Source organism: Rhodococcus globerulus, from assembly GCF_019334125.1.
GTDB classification, from domain to species: domain Bacteria; phylum Actinomycetota; class Actinomycetes; order Mycobacteriales; family Mycobacteriaceae; genus Rhodococcus_F; species Rhodococcus_F globerula.
The window spans coordinates 5,745,293-5,761,810 of record NZ_CP079698.1 but is presented as its reverse complement, the minus strand read 5'-3'; the positions used below and the strand labels follow the sequence as shown (position 1 = coordinate 5,761,810).

Here is a 16,518-nt window from a genome sequence, read left to right as displayed (position 1 = left end):
CCTCAGGATTGCGCGACCACGGCTGCGACGAGGCCGTGAACCGAAGCGGCGAGGCGCTCGGTTTGTCGCGTTCGGATGTGGTGAAGGACGACGTCGGGGTTGAGAACGCTCAGTAGCACTCTGGACATCACCACGGCGTCGACATCAGGTGTGGCCACTTTGAGCAACTCGGTGATGTGACGATGCCAGAAGGCATTGATTTCTTCGGCTTGTGAATCGGTGGTGGCGTTGTCGTACGCAATCATCAGTTCGACGTTGTCGACGATCAGCCGGAACATCGCGTCGAAAAAAGCAAGCAATCTGTCGGACGCGGGTGCGCCTGGTCCCAGTGGCGGGTCGCCTTCGTTGACCGCGTCGCGCAGAGTCTGAGCGCGCTCGAGAACCAGCGCTCGCATCAATCCCGCACGACTTCCGAATCGATGGAAGATCGTGCCCTTGCCGACCCCTGCCGCTGTGGCTATCTGGTCGATGGAGACGTGTTCGGCCCCGAACTGCGCGAGTAGTGACTCTGTCACGTCGAGAATCGCTCGACGATTTCGAGCTGCATCGCTGCGCTCCCGTTTCAATTCCTGACCCATGAGCACGCCTTTGATTGACAAGTTGACCGGCGGTCCATATGTTACAGGAACCCGTAAGTTGACCGTCGGTCATGTTGTTGGGATTGGAAAGGAACGCACAGATGCCGCATTTTCCGAAGCCGCCCGAGGGAAGTTGGACTGAGCATTTCGGCTTGGATACCGGGCCGATTACGTTCGAGGATTCGATCAGCCCCGAGTATTTCGAAGTCGAGCGCGAAGCCGTCTTCGGCCACACCTGGCTCAACGTAGGTCGAGTCGAGCAGGTGCCTGTTCCCGGAAGTTACTTCATCCGGGTGATCGACGCAGTCCGCGCGTCAGTAGTCGTTACTCGCGGCGCCGACGAGTCCGTGACTGCCTGGTCGAGTGCCGGGAACGGCTTGGTTCCGCTGCAGGTCGATGTGTGGGAAGGGTTCGTATTCGTCAATTTCGATGATACAAACACGATTTCGCTGGATGACTACCTCGGAAAGTTCGCTGCCGGCATGACGGGCTATCCGTTCGGCCGGATGACTCAGGTCTACAAGTATCAGGCGCACGTGCGCAGCAACTGGAAGCTCTATATCGACGCATTCGCCGAGTTCTATCACGCGCCGATCCTTCATTCGAAGCAGTACGTGTCCGACGAGTCGAACAAGCTCAAGAGCTACGGCTTCGAGGCGCTCGCGTACGACATCGACGGACCACACGGAATGGTGTCGTCGTGGGGAGGCATGGCTCCGCCGAAGGATCCGATGATGGTGAAACCGACGGAGCGACTGTTGCGTAGTGGCAACTTCGGTCCATGGGACAAACCCGATTTCCCCGAACTTGCCACGCTGCCAACCGGACTCAATCCGACGAAGCATAAATCCTGGGGTCTCGACTCCTACGTCCTGTTCCCGAATTTCATGATCGTGGTGTGGGAACCCGGGTGGTACCTCACCTACCACTACTGGCCAACCGCCTACAACGAGCACACCTTTGAAGGCACGCTGTACATGCCGCCACCGAAGAACGCCACCGAGCGTATGCGGCAGGAAATGGCTGCGGTCACCTTCAAGGAGTTCGGTCTCCAGGACTGCAACACGCTCGAAGCTACGCAGACAATGCTCGAGTCGAGAGCTGTATCGCATTTTCTACTGTGCGATCAGGAAGTGCTGGTCCGTCACCTGCACACCGCCTCGCAGCGGTTTGTCGACGAGATTTTGCTACGCACGTAACTCGCCACGGAGTAAAAGGAATCAGGAGAAAAACAGATGCCCAACACTTTGCCCGTTGCCTTCGCGGATCTCGAACCCTTCGCGGAGTGGGCACTGCCCACCGAAGCTGAGCGTTATGCAAAGCGCTTGTCCAGCAACATGACCGAACTGCAGACGTTCTACGACGCAGCCTTGCCTCGTTTGTTGGACGCGGGGAGTTATCTCGACGAGTTCCCGCTCGATGCATTGCCTGACGACGCCTATCGGCTACTGCAACTGTGTTATTCGCTGATCAACGTGTCGTTTCCCATCGAGGCCTGGTCGCAACCGAGGGTGCCGGATACCGGCGCATCAACCATGGATGCGATCTTCGAGCCGGTGCCCTGATGACAAAGACTGCTGTCATTACCGGAGGGGCTTCGGGAATTGGTCAGGCCATCGCTCGGCGTCTGGACTCCGACGGCTATCAGGTTGCCACCATCGATTGGACGCCAAGTGACTCCGAGAATGCCCACACCGCAGACGTCACCAGTCGCGAGCAGGTCGATGCGGCAATGGCCGCGATTCGCGAACGGCTCGGTCCGATCACTGTTCTCGTCAATGCGGCAGGCATCGTCGGAAACGGCCGCTTTGTCGACATCGACTTCGACGAATGGCAGAAGGTCATCGGAGTCAGCTTGAACGGGACCTATCACTGCACCCAGGCGGCGCTGCCCGACATGATCGCGGGAAAGTGGGGCCGGATCGTCAATATCTCTTCTTCCAGTGCACATTCGGGTCAGCCATACATGGCGCACTACGTTGCGGCGAAGTCCGCGGTCAACGGGCTGACAAAATCTTTGGCCCTCGAATTCGGTCCATTGGGTATCACGGTGAACGCAGTGCCACCCGGATTCGTAGACACTCCGTTGCTGCGACGCGACGAGGAACTCAATCGACTCGGTGGAAGCGTCGATGACCATATCTTGACGACGCCGGTCCGTCGGGTCGGCAAGCCCGAAGACATCGCGGCGGCCTGTGCCTTCCTGATCTCGGACGACGCCAGCTACATCACCGGGCAGATCCTCGGGGTCAATGGCGGCCGTAACACCTAGCACCACACACCGACACTGCCCGGACCAACTGGTCCGGGCAGTGCTGTTTTTCCACAGGCACTGTGTTCATCCCCAGGTTCATTTTGATTGTGACGGCAATTCTGTTTTCGATTCAGAATCTTTCAGGTGGGATTCAGTGGGCAAAGAGATTCAAGGGGGATGGAACATGTACGAGACATCTGCAACGGTTGTCGGCACCGTCATCACCAATCCGGTGAAGCGGCAAACCACCAATGGTGAAGAGGTGCTGAGCTTTCGGATGGCCAGCAACGCACGACGTAAGGATGCGGTGACCGGGGAATGGACCGATGGCGCGACGCTCTACCTCACGGTCACGTGTTGGCGACGGCTGGTCACCGGCGTCGGAGCATCCATCATGAAGGGTGATCCGGTGATGGCGACGGGGGAGTTGCGCACCAACGAATACACCACGAAGGAGGGGATTGCTCGTTCCGATCTGGAGATGAGAGCAACTGCGGTGGGGCCCGACCTTGCCCGGTGTATCGCAAAGATCGAACGGCACAGCAAACCTGTGTCAGGGGACGAACCGACAGAGACAGAGACAGAGACAGAGACTGCGGCGGCGTAGGTTTAGGCACGCGTTTTCGGGCAGTCGCGGGGGCGGCCGTGGTCGTGCCCCGCGTCTACTCGCTCGAGCAGTTCGGTGAGAACGACCCGTTCTGTGTCGTCAAGGTCGTCGAAGATATCTGCGGATTCTCGGCGTTGCGCCCGGGCGACCTCGGCCGCGAGGGCGGCACCGGCATCGGTGAGCTCGAGGAGCACTGCTCGTCGGTCATGGGGGTCGGGAGTGCGCTTGACCCATCCCGCCGCTTCGAGGGAATCCACGACATCCGTGGCGGAGCGGGGAACGATGCGCAGCTTTTCCGCGAGAAAGCCCAATCGGACCGGTTCGCCTACTCGGGTGAGCACTCTCAGAGCACGACTCTGTGACGGGGAGAGGCCAAATGGCTCGAGGGCCGCGACCTGGCGTCGTCGAATGGTTCGCGCCACGGACAACACGACATCGGTGAGTTCGCGCTCTCGGGAATGCATGGCGTCAGTCTAGCGTTGTTGGTGTCAGCCTCATAGTGAGGTAACCTCATCAATATGAAATTAAGGTGAGAAAGCCTCCAGGAGGTAAACGTGAAACCAGATCACATCAGAGATTTCGAAAATTCCGCTGTCGAGACCACTCCGGCGGACCCCGTATCACCACGACGTGTCCTCGAGCTGTTCACGCCGTATCGGACACAGATCGCCATCGTCACGGCGGTCATCACGCTCAGTGCCATTGTGGCCTTGGGTAGCCCACTGCTCCTGCGCGAAATGCTCGACAAGGCAATCCCGGACAAGGACCTCGGACTGGTCAGCATCCTGGCAATCGGCATGATCGCGATTGCCGTGATCACCAGTTGTCTCGGTGTTGTGCAGACGTGGATGTCCAACAGCATCGGCCAGAAACTGATGCACCAACTGCGTGTCCGGGTGTACACGCACCTGCAGAATCAGTCGCTGGGGTTCTTCGCGAGAACCAGGACCGGTGAGGTGCAGTCACGTATCGCCAACGATATCGGCGGAATGCAATCGGTTGTCACCAACACCGCCACGTCGATTGCGCAGAACGCGACCACCGTTGCAGCGACGATAGTTGCGCTCTTCCTGCTCGACTGGCGACTGGCGATCTTCTCGCTGGCGATCCTGCCGGTGTTCATTCGGATCGCCCGCAAGATCGGTAACGAGCGCCGCAAGATCTCAGGCAAGCGGCAGAAGTTGCTCAGCGATCTGTCCGTTCAAGTTGAGGAGTCACTCTCGGTCAGCGGCATTCTGCTGGGAAAGACAACCGGTGCGAAGTCCGCGTTGACCGACCGCTTCGCCGAACGCTCGGCCGAGGTCGCCGACGTCGAACTCCGAGCGATGATGGCCGGTAAGTGGCGCATGGCGTCGATGTCGATCACGTTTGCGGCCATGCCGGCACTGGTCTACTGGTTTGCGGGATTCACGCTCGACCACGGCAACACCATCACCGTCGGCACGCTGGTCGCGTTCACGACCTTGCAGACTCAGTTGTTCCGGCCCACCATGATGCTGCTCAACACGGGCGTCGAGGTGCAGAGTTCCATGGCATTGTTCAGTCGCGTGTTCGAGTACCTGGACCTGCCGATCGACATCGCTGATCCGGAAGAGTCGAAGGAGTTCGACGTATCGGCACTGTCGGGCGAACTGCGATTCGATCATGTCGACTTCTCATATCCGGGAACAGAGCGCAAGACTCTCGACAACATCGACCTCACAGTCCCGGCCGGCGGAACACTGGCGCTTGTCGGCTCCACCGGTTCTGGCAAGACCACCCTTGGTTACCTGGCCGCGCGGCTGTACGACCCGACGGCGGGATCGGTCAGGATCGACGACGTCGATCTGCGGGACCTCGATCTGGCGACGGTCTCGGATCTGGTCGGCGTCGTATCGCAGGAGACATATCTGTTCCACACGACGATTCGCGAGAATCTGCGGTTCGCAAAACCGGATGCAACCGATGACGAGATCGAGCAAGCTGCGCGGATCGCCCAGATTCACGAGTTCATCTCCGGCCTGGATGACGGTTACGACACCATGGTGGGTGAGCGCGGTTACCGCTTCTCCGGAGGTGAGAAGCAACGCATCGCCATCGCACGGACAGTCCTGCGGAATCCGCCGATTCTCGTTCTCGACGAAGCGACGAGTGCGTTGGACAACCGCACTGAGCGCGCGCTGCAGGACGCACTCGACGAACTGATGGTCGGACGCACCACTTTGGTTGTGGCGCACAGGCTTTCCACGGTCCGTGACGCGGATCTGATCGCTGTTCTGGATCAGGGTGTTGTCGTCGAGAAGGGCACACACGACCAACTGGTGCAACAAGGCGGACGGTACGCGCAGCTTCTCGCAGCTTCGTCCAGCGAAGCCTTGGAACTGCCGACCGAACTGCAGAGCGTGTGAACCCGTCGACGCAATGTGGGTAATGCGACAAACACCGATAGGCTGGCGGTCATGGCTGAGTTCATTTACACGATGAAGAAGGTGCGCAAGGCGCACGGTGACAAGGTCATCCTCGATGACGTCACGATGAGCTTTTACCCCGGCGCGAAGATCGGTGTCGTCGGACCCAATGGCGCTGGTAAGTCCAGCATCCTCAAGATCATGGCCGGGCTGGATCAGCCGGGCAACGGCGAGGCCTTCCTTGCCCCCGGCGCATCCGTCGGCATCCTCATGCAGGAGCCGCAGCTCGACGAGACCAAGACCGTTCGCGAGAACGTCGAAGAAGGCCTCGGCGAGACCATGGTTCAGCTCAAGCGATACAACGAGATCGCCGAGCTCATGGCTACGGACTACTCCGACGAGCTCATGGAAGAGATGGGTGAGCTTCAGGAGAAGCTCGACCATGCTGACGCCTGGGAGATCGACTCCCAGCTCGAGCAGGCCATGGACGCGCTTCGTTGCCCGCCGCCGGAAGATATGGTCACCCACCTCTCCGGTGGTGAGAAGCGTCGCGTCGCGCTGTGCAAGCTGCTGCTGAGCAAGCCCGACCTCCTGCTCCTCGATGAGCCCACCAACCACCTCGACGCCGAGTCGGTTCTGTGGTTGGAGCAGCACCTCGCTGCATACCCCGGCGCTATCCTCGCCGTCACCCACGATCGCTACTTCCTCGATCACGTGGCGCAGTGGATCTGTGAGGTCGACCGCGGTCGCCTCTACCCGTACGAGGGCAACTACTCCACCTACCTGGAGCAGAAGGCCGCACGCCTCGAGGTTGCCGGCAAGAAGGACCAAAAGCTGCAGAAGCGCCTCAAGGACGAACTCGCGTGGGTTCGTTCCGGTGCCAAGGCCCGTCAGGCCAAGAACAAGGCTCGTCTCGATCGCTACGAGGAAATGGCGAACGAGGCCGAGAAGACCCGCAAGCTCGACTTCGACGAGATCCAGATCCCGGCACCGCCGCGTCTCGGTGACGTCGTCGTCGAGGTCAAGAACCTCGACAAGGGCTTCGACGGCCGTGTCCTGATCAAGGACCTCTCGTTCACACTGCCGCGCAACGGCATCGTCGGCGTCATCGGCCCCAACGGTGTCGGTAAGACGACGCTGTTCAAGACCATCGTCGGCCTCGAAGAGCCAGACGCCGGTGAGGTCAAGATCGGTCAGACGGTCAAGCTGAGCTACGTCGACCAGAACCGATCCGGCATCGACCCGAAGAAGACGGTCTGGGAGACCGTGTCCGACGGGCTCGATTTCATCGTTGTCGGTCAGACCGAATTCCCGTCGCGTGCGTACATCAGCTCGTTCGGATTCAAGGGCCACGATCAGCAGAAGCCGGCCGGAGTTCTCTCCGGTGGTGAGCGCAACCGCCTCAACCTGGCGATGACGCTCAAGCAGGGCGGCAACCTGATCCTGCTCGATGAGCCCACCAACGACCTCGACGTCGAAACCCTCGGTTCGCTGGAGAACGCTCTCGAAGAGTTCCCCGGCTGCGCCGTCGTGATCTCGCACGATCGCTGGTTCCTGGACCGCACGTGTACTCACATCCTCGCGTGGGAAGGCGGCTTCGGCGACAACGAAGCTGCGTGGTACTGGTACGAAGGCAACTTCGAAGGCTACGAAGCGAACAAGGTCGAGCGTCTCGGCCCCGACGCCGCGCGTCCGCATCGCGTCACGCACCGCAAGCTCACGAGGGACTGATCGGTGTCGGACGTATTCACGTGTGAGGTTCAGGTTCGGTGGGGTGATTCCGACCGGTTGGGCCACGTCAACAACACCAGGTATGCCGAGTACATGCAGGAAGCTCGCATTCAGTTCCTGACGTCGAAGCTTGCCGCCCATGGTGGCCGTCCGGGATACGTCGTTGTCCGGAAGATGTCCATCGAGTTCCTCAAGCCGGTGACGGATCGTTCGGGTCCTTTGAATGTCGAGATCTTCACGACTCATGTCGGGACTTCCTCGTTCACGGTCCGGCACGTCGTCCGCGACAACACCGGTGCGGAGTGCGCATCCGGTGACGCATTGATGGTCGGATTCGACACTGTGTCCGAAAAGTCCAGACCCCTCGCTGACAGCGAGCGTTTGGTGCTGGAAGCAGCGCTTGTTCCGGCGTAGTTCACCCTAGGTAGCGGTCACCGCGGCTAGTCTCGAGCATGAGATTGGCCGCGGTGATCAGAACCCACAGGATGTGAGCCAGGAATGACCGACCGAGCACCACACAATTCCGAAAGCCTCGACGAAGCGACGTTACTCACGCGCCTTCGCGAGGCTTTTTTCACACATATCGACGAGGGTGACAGCGGCGATGTGATCAACGGCCGATCCAATCGCGTACTGAAAGCGCATCTCGAACTCGGGCGCACTCGGGTGCCGGGCACGGCGGTGTGGCGGGTCTATCGGCCCTGGGATCCGGCGAAGTTGGGTGCGGCGATCCAGATCGTCAACGACGACATGTCGCTGTTGGTCGAATCCATCACCGCGCTGCTCAATCGCCTAGGTGTGGGTATCAGTCAGTACGCCCATCCGATCCTTCGAGCGGATCGGGACAATTCGGGCAATTTGAAGTCTTTGGGAGACACCGGTATCCAGGAATCCTGGATGCACGTGCAGTTGGACGCGGCAGCGCAGGATTTCGAACTCGACGCCATCGAAGAACACCTGGGCAAGGTGTTGGCCGATGTCCGCGTCGTCGCCGACGACACCCCGTCCATGACTGCCCTGCAATTGAGTATCGCCGACGAACTCGAGTTGTCGGCAGCCTCGGCTACCGGCCGCGTCTCGTCGGAAGAATTCTCCGACACGGCAGGCCTCCTGCGGTGGATGGCTGCCGGCAACTACGCCGTGCTCGGCTATCGACGGTTCATCGGCACTGCAGACGGCTCCCGCACGGTGGACGGCAGTGGACTCGGTGTGCTGCGATCCGACGCCGTCACCGACGGTCCGATGAGCCTGCCGCCGGTTGCCGATCTCCCGGATCGGCCGCTGCTCGTCCTGACCCAGGGGTCGTTCCCCGCCACCGTTCACCGCGCCGTGTATCCGTACTTCGTCGGGGTGTCGATACTCGACGACGACGGAAACATCGTGGGGGAGCACAGGTTCCTCGGCGTCTTCACCGTGGTGGCCCTCCACGAAAACGTTCTTGCCATTCCGCTGATCGAGCGCCGGGTGCGCGAGGTGATCAGCCGCGCCGGTGTCGACCTCGATTCGTATTCCGGCCAGGCGATGCTCGAGGTCATTCAGTCCTTCCCCCGCACGGAGTTGTTTTCCAGCGACACCGACACCTTGTTCGAGACTGTTCACGCGGTGCACAGCATCGGCCTGCGTCGTCAGGTGCGGCTGTTCGTTCGCGAAGACACGTTCGGTCGGTTTGTCTCCTGCCTGGTGTACCTGCCCCGCGACCGCTACACAACGCGTGTCCGGTTGGCGATGCAGCACACGCTCTGGAGTGAATTCGGTCCAGGCACAGTGGATTACACAGCCAGGGTGAGTGAGAACGACCTTGCTTTGCTGCATGTGACGATCCGGCGTGAGCCTGGCAGCGCACCGATTCGACTCGATGTGTCCGAAGAAAACCGTGAACGCGTTCAGGCGCTGCTGACCGAAGTCAGTCGTAGTTGGGACGACCGCATCACCGATCTCGTCCGTGAGCGCTCCGACCTCGATCTGGAATTGGTGCAGCGGTACATCCGGGTTCTTCCCGACGGATACAAGGAGGACTTCGAGCCCTCTCGCGCGTTGTCCGATATCTCTCGGCTCGAAGCGTTGGCTCCCGGTTCGATCGACGTGTTGCTCTATCGCGGTGAGGATTCCGAACCAGGTCAGTGGCGGTTCACGCTGTTTGTCGGCGGCGACGCCATTTCGCTGAGCCAGGTTCTCCCGGTACTGCAGTCGCTCGGTGTCGAGGTGCTCGACGAACGGCCACACGTGGTCCAGCGACTCGACGGGGTGAAGTGCTGGATCTACGATTTCGGGTTGTCTGTACCGGCGGAATTGCGGGCATCCGTGCAGCCGGATCTCGACACCCAAGTGCCACTCGAAACCAGCACGGTAGCGCTGACCGAGGTGCAGAAGCGGTTCACCGCGGCGTTCGGTGCCGTGTGGTTCGGGCGCGCCGAGGCTGACCGGTTCAACGAACTTGTACTGCGGGCAGGATTGACGTGGCGGCAGGCAGTCATCCTGCGGGCTTACGCAAAATACTTGCGGCAGGCTACTTTTCCGTACAGTCAGTTTCATATCGAGGGGATCGCACTGTCGCACCCGCGGACTGCGGCGGCGCTGGTGGAACTTTTCGAAGCGAAGTTCGATCCGAACTTGACTGGTGGGAAGCGTATCGAGGAGTTGGAGGCGCAACTGCGGGCCTCGATCGACGAAGTTCTCAGCCTCGATGCCGACCGAATCCTGCGGGGAATGTTTTCGCTGGTGAAGGCAACGCTGCGCACCAACTTCTATGTCCTGGATACGGATGGGCGCTCGCGCGGGTATCTGTCGATCAAGCTTGATCCTTCTCGGATCAGTGAATTGCCGAAGCCCAGGCCGGCTTTCGAGATCTTTGTGTACTCGCCGGAGGTCGAGGGAGTGCACCTGCGGTTCGGCGCGGTGGCCCGTGGTGGTCTGCGGTGGTCGGACCGTCGGGAAGATTTCCGGACCGAAGTGCTTGGCCTCGTGAAGGCGCAGGCGGTCAAGAACGCGGTCATCGTCCCCGTTGGTGCCAAGGGCGGATTTGTCGTGAAGAACCCGCCGGTCCCGACCGGAGATCCGGCAACCGATCGCAGTGCCACACTCGAATCCGGCAAAGCCTGCTACCGGACTTTCATCTCGGGTCTGCTCGACATCACGGACAACGTTCATCCTGAGACCGGGGAAGTGGTGACGCCGGATCGGGTCGTGCGACTCGACGACGAGGATCGATACCTTGTCGTCGCCGCGGACAAGGGGACGGCATCATTCTCGGACCTGGCGAATTCCGTTGCTGCGCAGTACAACTTCTGGCTCGGCGACGCATTTGCCTCGGGTGGTTCGGTGGGATACGACCACAAGGGAATGGGGATCACCGCTCGCGGCGCGTGGGAAAGCGTCAAGCGGCACTTCCGGGAAATCGGTGTCGACACGCAGTCCGAGGACTTCACCGTAGTCGGAGTCGGGGACATGAGCGGCGACGTATTCGGCAACGGTATGTTGCTGAGCCGTCACATCCGACTGGTCGGGGCATTCGATCACCGGCACATCTTCCTCGACCCCAACCCGGATGCCGCGCGATCATTTGTCGAGCGTGGCCGACTCTTCGAACTTCCGCGATCGTCGTGGGCGGATTACGACGCCAGCCTGATCAGTGACGGCGGCGGTGTGTGGGACCGTACCGTCAAGTCCGTCCCCATCGCCGAAAGTGTGCGCGTTGCCCTGGGGTTGGACGAGGGAGTCACCAAACTCTCGCCGCCCGAATTGATGCGCGCGATCCTGTCCGCACCGGTAGATCTGCTGTGGAACGGCGGCATCGGTACCTATATCAAGGCGTCGGCCGAAACCAACGCGCAGGTCGGCGACAAGAGCAACGATGCGGTCCGTGTCGACGGCGCTGACCTACGGGTCAAGGTGGTCGGCGAGGGCGGCAATCTCGGTGTGACGGCGCTGGGGCGAATCGAGTTCAGTGCCAACGGTGGACACATCAATACCGACGCGATCGACAACTCGGCGGGGGTGGACTGCTCCGACCATGAGGTCAATATCAAGATCCTGCTCGACACGTTGGTTCGGTCGGGTGCGTTACCCGCAGATGAGCGGAACCCGTTGTTGGCCTTGATGACCGACGATGTTGCGCGCCTCGTTCTGGCGGACAACATCGCCCAGAATGCTCTGCTGGGTATTTCGCGGGTCACGGCCCCGCAAATGCTTGCCGTCCACCGGCGGCAGATCAGCGATCTGAGCGCTACACGCGGACTCGATCGCGCACTGGAGGCGCTACCGACCAACAAGGAAATCGATCGGCGCCTGGCTATCGGATCCGGTTTGACGTCACCGGAATTGGCGACTCTCACCGCGCATGTGAAGCTCGCGCTCAAGGACGATCTGCTCGCCACAGAGTTGCCGGACAACGAGTACTTCGCGCAACAGATTCCCGGATATTTCCCGAGTGCGGTGCGCGATCGGTTTGCCGCGCAGATCAAGGACCACCCACTGCGCCGACAGATCGTGGCGACCATGCTGGTCAACGAGGTCATCGACAACGGCGGAATCACCTACGCGTACCGGCTTGCGGAGGAAACCGGCGCCAGCAGTACGGATTCGATTCGGGCGTACGCAGCCGTCCGTGAGGTGTTTGCGCTCGACGACGTGTGGGGGCGGATTCGTTCGGCCGGACTCGCAGCTGATCTCGAGAACGATCTGATCGTGGAAACGTGCAGACTCCTCGACCGAGCCTCGCGGTGGTTTCTCGCCAATCGGCCACAGCCCATCGCGGTGGGGGCAGAAGTGTCTCGCTACTCCGCGGCCTACCGGTCGACGGCACCCCTTGTTCCCGATTTGCTTGCCGGCCATCAATTGACGGATCTGCTTTCCCGGGCCCAATCAGTCATCGACCGTGGAGCCCCCGAAGCTCTGGCGCTCGAAGTCTTCCGGCTCCTGGACGTGTACTGCCTCCTCGACATCGCGGATATCGCCGACATCGCCGAGCACGACATCGCGGAAGTCGCGCAGCTCTACTACGCGCTTGACGCGCATCTCGGAATCGACTGGCTGCTCACGGCCGTGTCCGGACTCGAGCGTGGGGATCGCTGGCATTCACTGGCCCGGCTGGCGTTGCGTGACGATCTGTACAGCTCGTTGCGGCAGCTCACGATGGAAGTGCTCGTCGGCGGTGAGCCGGGAGAATCGCCGCAGGAAAAGATCGACGAATGGGAAGCGACCAACTCGTCGAGGCTGAGCCGGGCGAGGGCCGCTCTCGGTGAGATCTTCGAGTCTGGGACGCTTGACCTCGCGACGCTCTCGGTAGCGGCGCGGCAGGTTCGCAGCATGGTGCGCAGCATGGGCACCCGATCGGAGGTAGGGCGTTGAGCGAAGGATTTCATGCCGACGTGGCGGTTCGATGGTCCGACATGGACGTCTTCCAACACGTCAACCATGCGCGCATGGTGACACTGCTCGAAGAAGCTCGGATTCCGTGGCTGTTCCACGACGGATGTCCGACGGTGTCATTGCGTGACGGTGCGGTTGTCGCGGATCTGCATGTGCGGTATCGGGGGCAGCTGCGGCACGACGATTCGCCGCTCGACGTGTTGATGTGGGTGGAAAAGATTCGAGCCGTGGACTTTACGATCGGATACGAGGTGCGCCCCAAGTCGGCGGGACTGTCGGTCGCGCCGTCCATAGTCGCGTCGACGCAGATCGCGGCGTTCGATATCGATACGCAACGACTGCGGCGGCTCAGTGGTCCCGAGCGTGGGTACCTGGAGCGTTGGCAGCGTGCATGAGCGAATGCTGACCGTGCCCGATGAAGCCGAGCGCAAGAACTTGGCCGGCTTCATCGGGCACGCGTTGCGGTTGGACGAATCGGCCGTCATCAGGATGCGTCGACGCGGCCCGGATCACGTGAGTGTGTGGGCAGCAACAGGGTTCGACGCCCTGGCGACGCGCACTATCGTCGGCACCGTCAATCCCGGCGACACCTCGGCGGCCGGGGATACCTTGTTGGCTGCACTGTCCCACGCATCCGGTGAACTGATCGATCCGGGATTCTCGATGGACTCGGCGTGGCGTGGAGCGCTGCCGCCGGCCGAAGGATTCGAGCACCTCGACGATGTCCCGGCGCACGTCTTGATCGAATTGGCCCAGCGCGGAAATGCTTTGGCGCAGGAGCACGGCAGCAGTTCGGGACCGCCCGTCTCGTTGCTCGATCAAGAGGTGCTCGAGGTCAGTGGGCCGAGCATCACGGCCGGGATCTCGATGCGGGCGATATTTGCGCTGACCGCAATGGGATTCGTCGATGTGAACCGAATCAATGAGACGGAGTTGGTGCGGGTTCGGGCCAGTAGATCGTGGATTCGTCTCGACGCGCGCTTCGGTTCGATCTATCGCCACCGCGGCGGGTCGATCCCGCTGATGGTGGCTCGCTAGCTAGCTGTTACGCAGTGTCGCTGCCGTCAACAAGCCGAGGGCCGCGAGGACGGTGGCCATGCCGAGCATGGCCACTGTGGTGATGGTCTCGCCGAGAACCACTGCGCCGAGAATAGCTGCGACTACCGGCTCGAGCAGCGTCAGCGTTGCGACGGTTGCCGGGTTGAGGTGCCGCAGTGCCGCCGCGAAGAGCAGGTAGGCCAACACGGTCGGAACCACAACGAGGTACACCACCGCGGTTGTCCCGGCGCCGGTATCGAGCCCACCTGGCCACTGCCAGATCAGGATCGGTAGTAGGAGGATCCCGCCGATGCCGAACATCTGACCCATCGCGCCCTGCGTGGACACTCCCGCCGTGATCATGTGTGCGCCGGCAACGGTGTAGATCGCGTAGCCCAGTCCGGCGATGAGTGCCGGCACCGCGCCGGCGAGTACGTTCGCCGATCCGTCGCCGGGTTGGCCGGCGACGATGAGCGTCATACCGGCGACGGCGACCAGGGTCGAGAGGAACCACAGCGGGCCGGGCATGCGGCGGTCCACCAGGTACTGCAGTACGCCGGTGAACGCCGGACCTGATCCCAGTGCGATCATCGTGCCTGCCGCAACTCCCGCTGCCTGCACTCCGGTGAAGAACCCCAATTGATATGCGGCGACACCGAATCCGCCCGTGAGCGCGGATTGGCTGGTCGAGCGAGTGAACCCGAGGCCGCCGCGCGCGTACGCAAACACCGCGAGGATCAGGCCTGCGAGAACCACCCGCGCGGAACCGACGGCCAGGGGATCGAGGTCGTATCCGAGGCTTTCCGAGGCCAAGGCCTGTGCGGTTCCTGTGGTTCCGAACAGCACGGCCGCGGCTACAACGGCCAGGACCGATCCCCGGTGAGTTGAGGTCCGACTCAGATCAGCCACGCAGCGGTGTTGACGGGCAACAGACCGTCGACCAGGGGAGCGCTGCTGAGGATGACGTCGCCGGCGGGCAGGGAAATAGGCACATCCGACGTGTTGAGGGCACAGATCAGACCGCCCCGTCGACGAAACGCCAGGCACCCGGGAGGGCTCCCGTACCAGTCGATGTCGGCACCCGAGATCTCCGGCCGGGACGAACGCAGTTCGAGGGCGCTGCGGTACAGCGAGAGCATCGAATCGACGTCCTCGAGTTGAGCCTCGACCGTCAGCGTCGACCACTCGGGTGGCATCGGCAACCATGTGCTCGAGGCTGTGGTGAAGCCGAAGGGCGGAGCGGCGCCTTCCCACGGCAATGGCACTCGGCATCCGTCGCGGCCACGCTCGGCGTGACCGGAGCGTTCCCACACCGGATCCTGCAGGGCGTCGTCGGGAAGATCGACGTTTGGCAGTCCGAGCTCGGCGCCGTTGTAGATGAAGGCGGCACCGGGAAGTGCAAGCTCGACCAAGGCCATCGCGCGTGCGCGCAGAGTTCCGATCTGGCCTCCGCCGTAGCGGGTGACCTCACGTTCGACATCGTGATTGGAGAGCGTCCACGTCGGAACGCCGCCGACCTCGGCTACGGCGGCGAGGGAGTTCTCCACCGCTGCCCGCACGGATTCCGCCGAGAATTCGGTTTCTGCCAAGCGGAAGTTGAATCCGAGGTGAAGCTCGTCCGGACGGATGTACTCACCGAAGCGCTCGTTGTCGCGAACCCAGATCTCTCCCACGGTCATCGCCTCGGGGAATTCGTTCATGACCTTGCGGATTCCGCGGTGGATCTGGTGGACCTCGGGATTGTTGAATCGCGGGTCGTCGTCGTCGTTGCGCATGAGCTCGTTGAGGTCCCAGTCATGGTCCGGCAAACCCTCCGGCTTGGCCATTCCGTGGGCGACATCGATCCGAAATCCGTCGATACCCCGGCTGAGCCAGAAGCGCAGAGTCTTGGCCAGATCCTCGAAAACCTCCGGGTTGTCCCAGTTCAGATCGGGCTGTTCCTTCGCGAAGATGTGGAGGTACCACTGCCCAGGGTTTCCGTCGGCATCGGTGATGCGGGTCCAGGCCGGGCCGCCGAAGATGCTTGGCCAGTTGTTGGGTGGTTCGGTGCCGTTCTCACCCTTGCCGTCGCGGAAGATGTAGCGGGATCGTTCCGGGCTACCTGGTGCGGAGTCCAGCGCAGCTTGGAACCATTCGTGCTGGTCGCTGGTGTGGTTGGGGACCAAGTCCATCGTGATCTTGATATCGCGCTCATGTGCCGCGCTGATCAGTGAATCCATCGCGGCGATGTCGCCGAACAGGGGATCGATGTCACGCGGGTCTGAGACGTCGTACCCGTGATCGGCCATCGGCGAGCGCATGACCGGACTCAACCAGAGGGCGTCGACGCCCAGCAGTTCCAGGTACCCGAGTTTGTCCTCGATTCCGCCGAGGTCACCGATGCCGTCGCCGTTGGAATCGGCAAAAGATCGCGGATAGATCTGGTAGAAAACTGCCTCGTTCCACCAAGGCGGAGTGGACGGGTTGGTAACGGTCGAATCCGCGGGGCTACTCACAAGTTCTCATAGTGCCAAACCTCGAGCACTCGCACGACTTGGACACGGCTGTTTGGTGGTT

The 16,518-nt window shown here is 61.6% G+C and carries 14 protein-coding genes; 10 read left to right on the top strand and 4 right to left on the bottom strand.

The window, feature by feature from the left end:
* Window positions 1-2: 2 nt before the first annotated feature.
* Window positions 3-578: a TetR/AcrR family transcriptional regulator gene (locus tag KYT97_RS26330; RefSeq protein WP_033232812.1), complete on the bottom strand. Its 576-nt coding sequence runs from the start codon at window positions 576-578 to the stop codon at window positions 3-5.
* A gap of 101 nt (window positions 579-679) precedes the next feature.
* On the opposite strand from KYT97_RS26330, the gene KYT97_RS26325 reads away from it, so the two are divergent.
* From KYT97_RS26325 to KYT97_RS26310, 4 genes are all read left to right on the top strand, one after another.
* Window positions 680-1,777 carry an aromatic ring-hydroxylating dioxygenase subunit alpha gene (locus KYT97_RS26325; protein WP_045066921.1) on the top strand — a complete coding sequence of 366 codons (1,098 nt, stop codon included), beginning with the start codon at window positions 680-682 and terminating at the stop codon, window positions 1,775-1,777.
* A 36-nt stretch (window positions 1,778-1,813) separates the two neighbouring features.
* On the top strand, window positions 1,814-2,143 hold the full coding sequence (locus tag KYT97_RS26320) for a hypothetical protein (RefSeq protein ID WP_092808716.1): 330 nt from the start codon (window positions 1,814-1,816) through the stop codon (window positions 2,141-2,143).
* The gene (locus KYT97_RS26315) at window positions 2,143-2,850 is read left to right on the top strand and encodes an SDR family NAD(P)-dependent oxidoreductase (RefSeq protein WP_033232818.1); all 708 of its coding nucleotides are present in this window, start codon (window positions 2,143-2,145) and stop codon (window positions 2,848-2,850) included. Before KYT97_RS26320 ends, KYT97_RS26315 begins: the two co-directional genes overlap by 1 nt.
* Before the next feature lie 166 nt (window positions 2,851-3,016).
* Window positions 3,017-3,439 (top strand): single-stranded DNA-binding protein, encoded by a 423-nt coding sequence (locus KYT97_RS26310; protein WP_219111062.1) that lies wholly within the window; start codon window positions 3,017-3,019, stop codon window positions 3,437-3,439.
* Between the two features lie 2 nt (window positions 3,440-3,441).
* Here the strand turns inward: KYT97_RS26310 and KYT97_RS26305 are convergent, their stop codons facing one another.
* A complete protein-coding gene (locus KYT97_RS26305; RefSeq protein WP_219111060.1) occupies window positions 3,442-3,903 on the bottom strand; it encodes a MarR family winged helix-turn-helix transcriptional regulator in 462 nt (153 codons plus the stop codon).
* A 90-nt stretch (window positions 3,904-3,993) separates the two neighbouring features.
* On the opposite strand from KYT97_RS26305, the gene KYT97_RS26300 reads away from it, so the two are divergent.
* From KYT97_RS26300 to KYT97_RS26275, 6 genes are all read left to right on the top strand, one after another.
* On the top strand, window positions 3,994-5,826 hold the full coding sequence (locus KYT97_RS26300) for an ABC transporter ATP-binding protein (RefSeq protein ID WP_175393700.1): 1,833 nt from the start codon (window positions 3,994-3,996) through the stop codon (window positions 5,824-5,826).
* A gap of 51 nt (window positions 5,827-5,877) precedes the next feature.
* Window positions 5,878-7,557 (top strand): energy-dependent translational throttle protein EttA, encoded by a 1,680-nt coding sequence (gene ettA, locus KYT97_RS26295; RefSeq protein WP_033232826.1) that lies wholly within the window; start codon window positions 5,878-5,880, stop codon window positions 7,555-7,557.
* A 3-nt stretch (window positions 7,558-7,560) separates the two neighbouring features.
* Complete coding sequence (locus KYT97_RS26290) at window positions 7,561-7,971, top strand: acyl-CoA thioesterase (protein ID WP_033232828.1); 411 nt, start codon at window positions 7,561-7,563, stop codon at window positions 7,969-7,971.
* Window positions 7,972-8,055: 84 nt separating this feature from the next.
* Complete coding sequence (locus tag KYT97_RS26285; RefSeq protein WP_219111058.1) at window positions 8,056-12,903, top strand: NAD-glutamate dehydrogenase; 4,848 nt, start codon at window positions 8,056-8,058, stop codon at window positions 12,901-12,903.
* The gene (locus KYT97_RS26280; RefSeq protein ID WP_033232832.1) at window positions 12,900-13,319 is read left to right on the top strand and encodes an acyl-CoA thioesterase; all 420 of its coding nucleotides are present in this window, start codon (window positions 12,900-12,902) and stop codon (window positions 13,317-13,319) included. The genes KYT97_RS26285 and KYT97_RS26280 overlap by 4 nt, the downstream gene beginning before the upstream one ends.
* Window positions 13,312-13,962, top strand: coding sequence for a DUF8010 domain-containing protein (locus tag KYT97_RS26275; protein ID WP_219111056.1), 651 nt, complete (start codon window positions 13,312-13,314; stop codon window positions 13,960-13,962). Before KYT97_RS26280 ends, KYT97_RS26275 begins: the two co-directional genes overlap by 8 nt.
* Here the strand turns inward: KYT97_RS26275 and KYT97_RS26270 are convergent, their stop codons facing one another.
* Window positions 13,963-14,871 (bottom strand): DMT family transporter, encoded by a 909-nt coding sequence (locus KYT97_RS26270; RefSeq protein WP_116102831.1) that lies wholly within the window; start codon window positions 14,869-14,871, stop codon window positions 13,963-13,965. It lies immediately after the preceding gene.
* Window positions 14,859-16,457 (bottom strand): glycoside hydrolase family 13 protein, encoded by a 1,599-nt coding sequence (locus KYT97_RS26265; protein WP_219111052.1) that lies wholly within the window; start codon window positions 16,455-16,457, stop codon window positions 14,859-14,861. Before KYT97_RS26265 ends, KYT97_RS26270 begins: the two co-directional genes overlap by 13 nt.
* Between the last annotated feature and the right edge of the window lie 61 nt (window positions 16,458-16,518).

Excerpts from the sequence above, each read along its gene's own strand:
- KYT97_RS26330 (WP_033232812.1), bottom strand. The coding sequence starts at position 578 with ATGGGTCAGGAATTGAAACGGGAGCGCAGCGATGCAGCTCGAAATCGT.
- KYT97_RS26325 (WP_045066921.1), top strand. The coding sequence starts at position 680 with ATGCCGCATTTTCCGAAGCCGCCCGAGGGAAGTTGGACTGAGCATTTC.
- KYT97_RS26320 (WP_092808716.1), top strand. The coding sequence starts at position 1,814 with ATGCCCAACACTTTGCCCGTTGCCTTCGCGGATCTCGAACCCTTCGCG.
- KYT97_RS26315 (WP_033232818.1), top strand. The coding sequence starts at position 2,143 with ATGACAAAGACTGCTGTCATTACCGGAGGGGCTTCGGGAATTGGTCAG.
- KYT97_RS26310 (WP_219111062.1), top strand. The coding sequence starts at position 3,017 with ATGTACGAGACATCTGCAACGGTTGTCGGCACCGTCATCACCAATCCG.
- KYT97_RS26305 (WP_219111060.1), bottom strand. The coding sequence starts at position 3,903 with ATGCATTCCCGAGAGCGCGAACTCACCGATGTCGTGTTGTCCGTGGCG.
- ettA (WP_033232826.1), top strand. The coding sequence starts at position 5,878 with ATGGCTGAGTTCATTTACACGATGAAGAAGGTGCGCAAGGCGCACGGT.
- KYT97_RS26285 (WP_219111058.1), top strand. The coding sequence starts at position 8,056 with ATGACCGACCGAGCACCACACAATTCCGAAAGCCTCGACGAAGCGACG.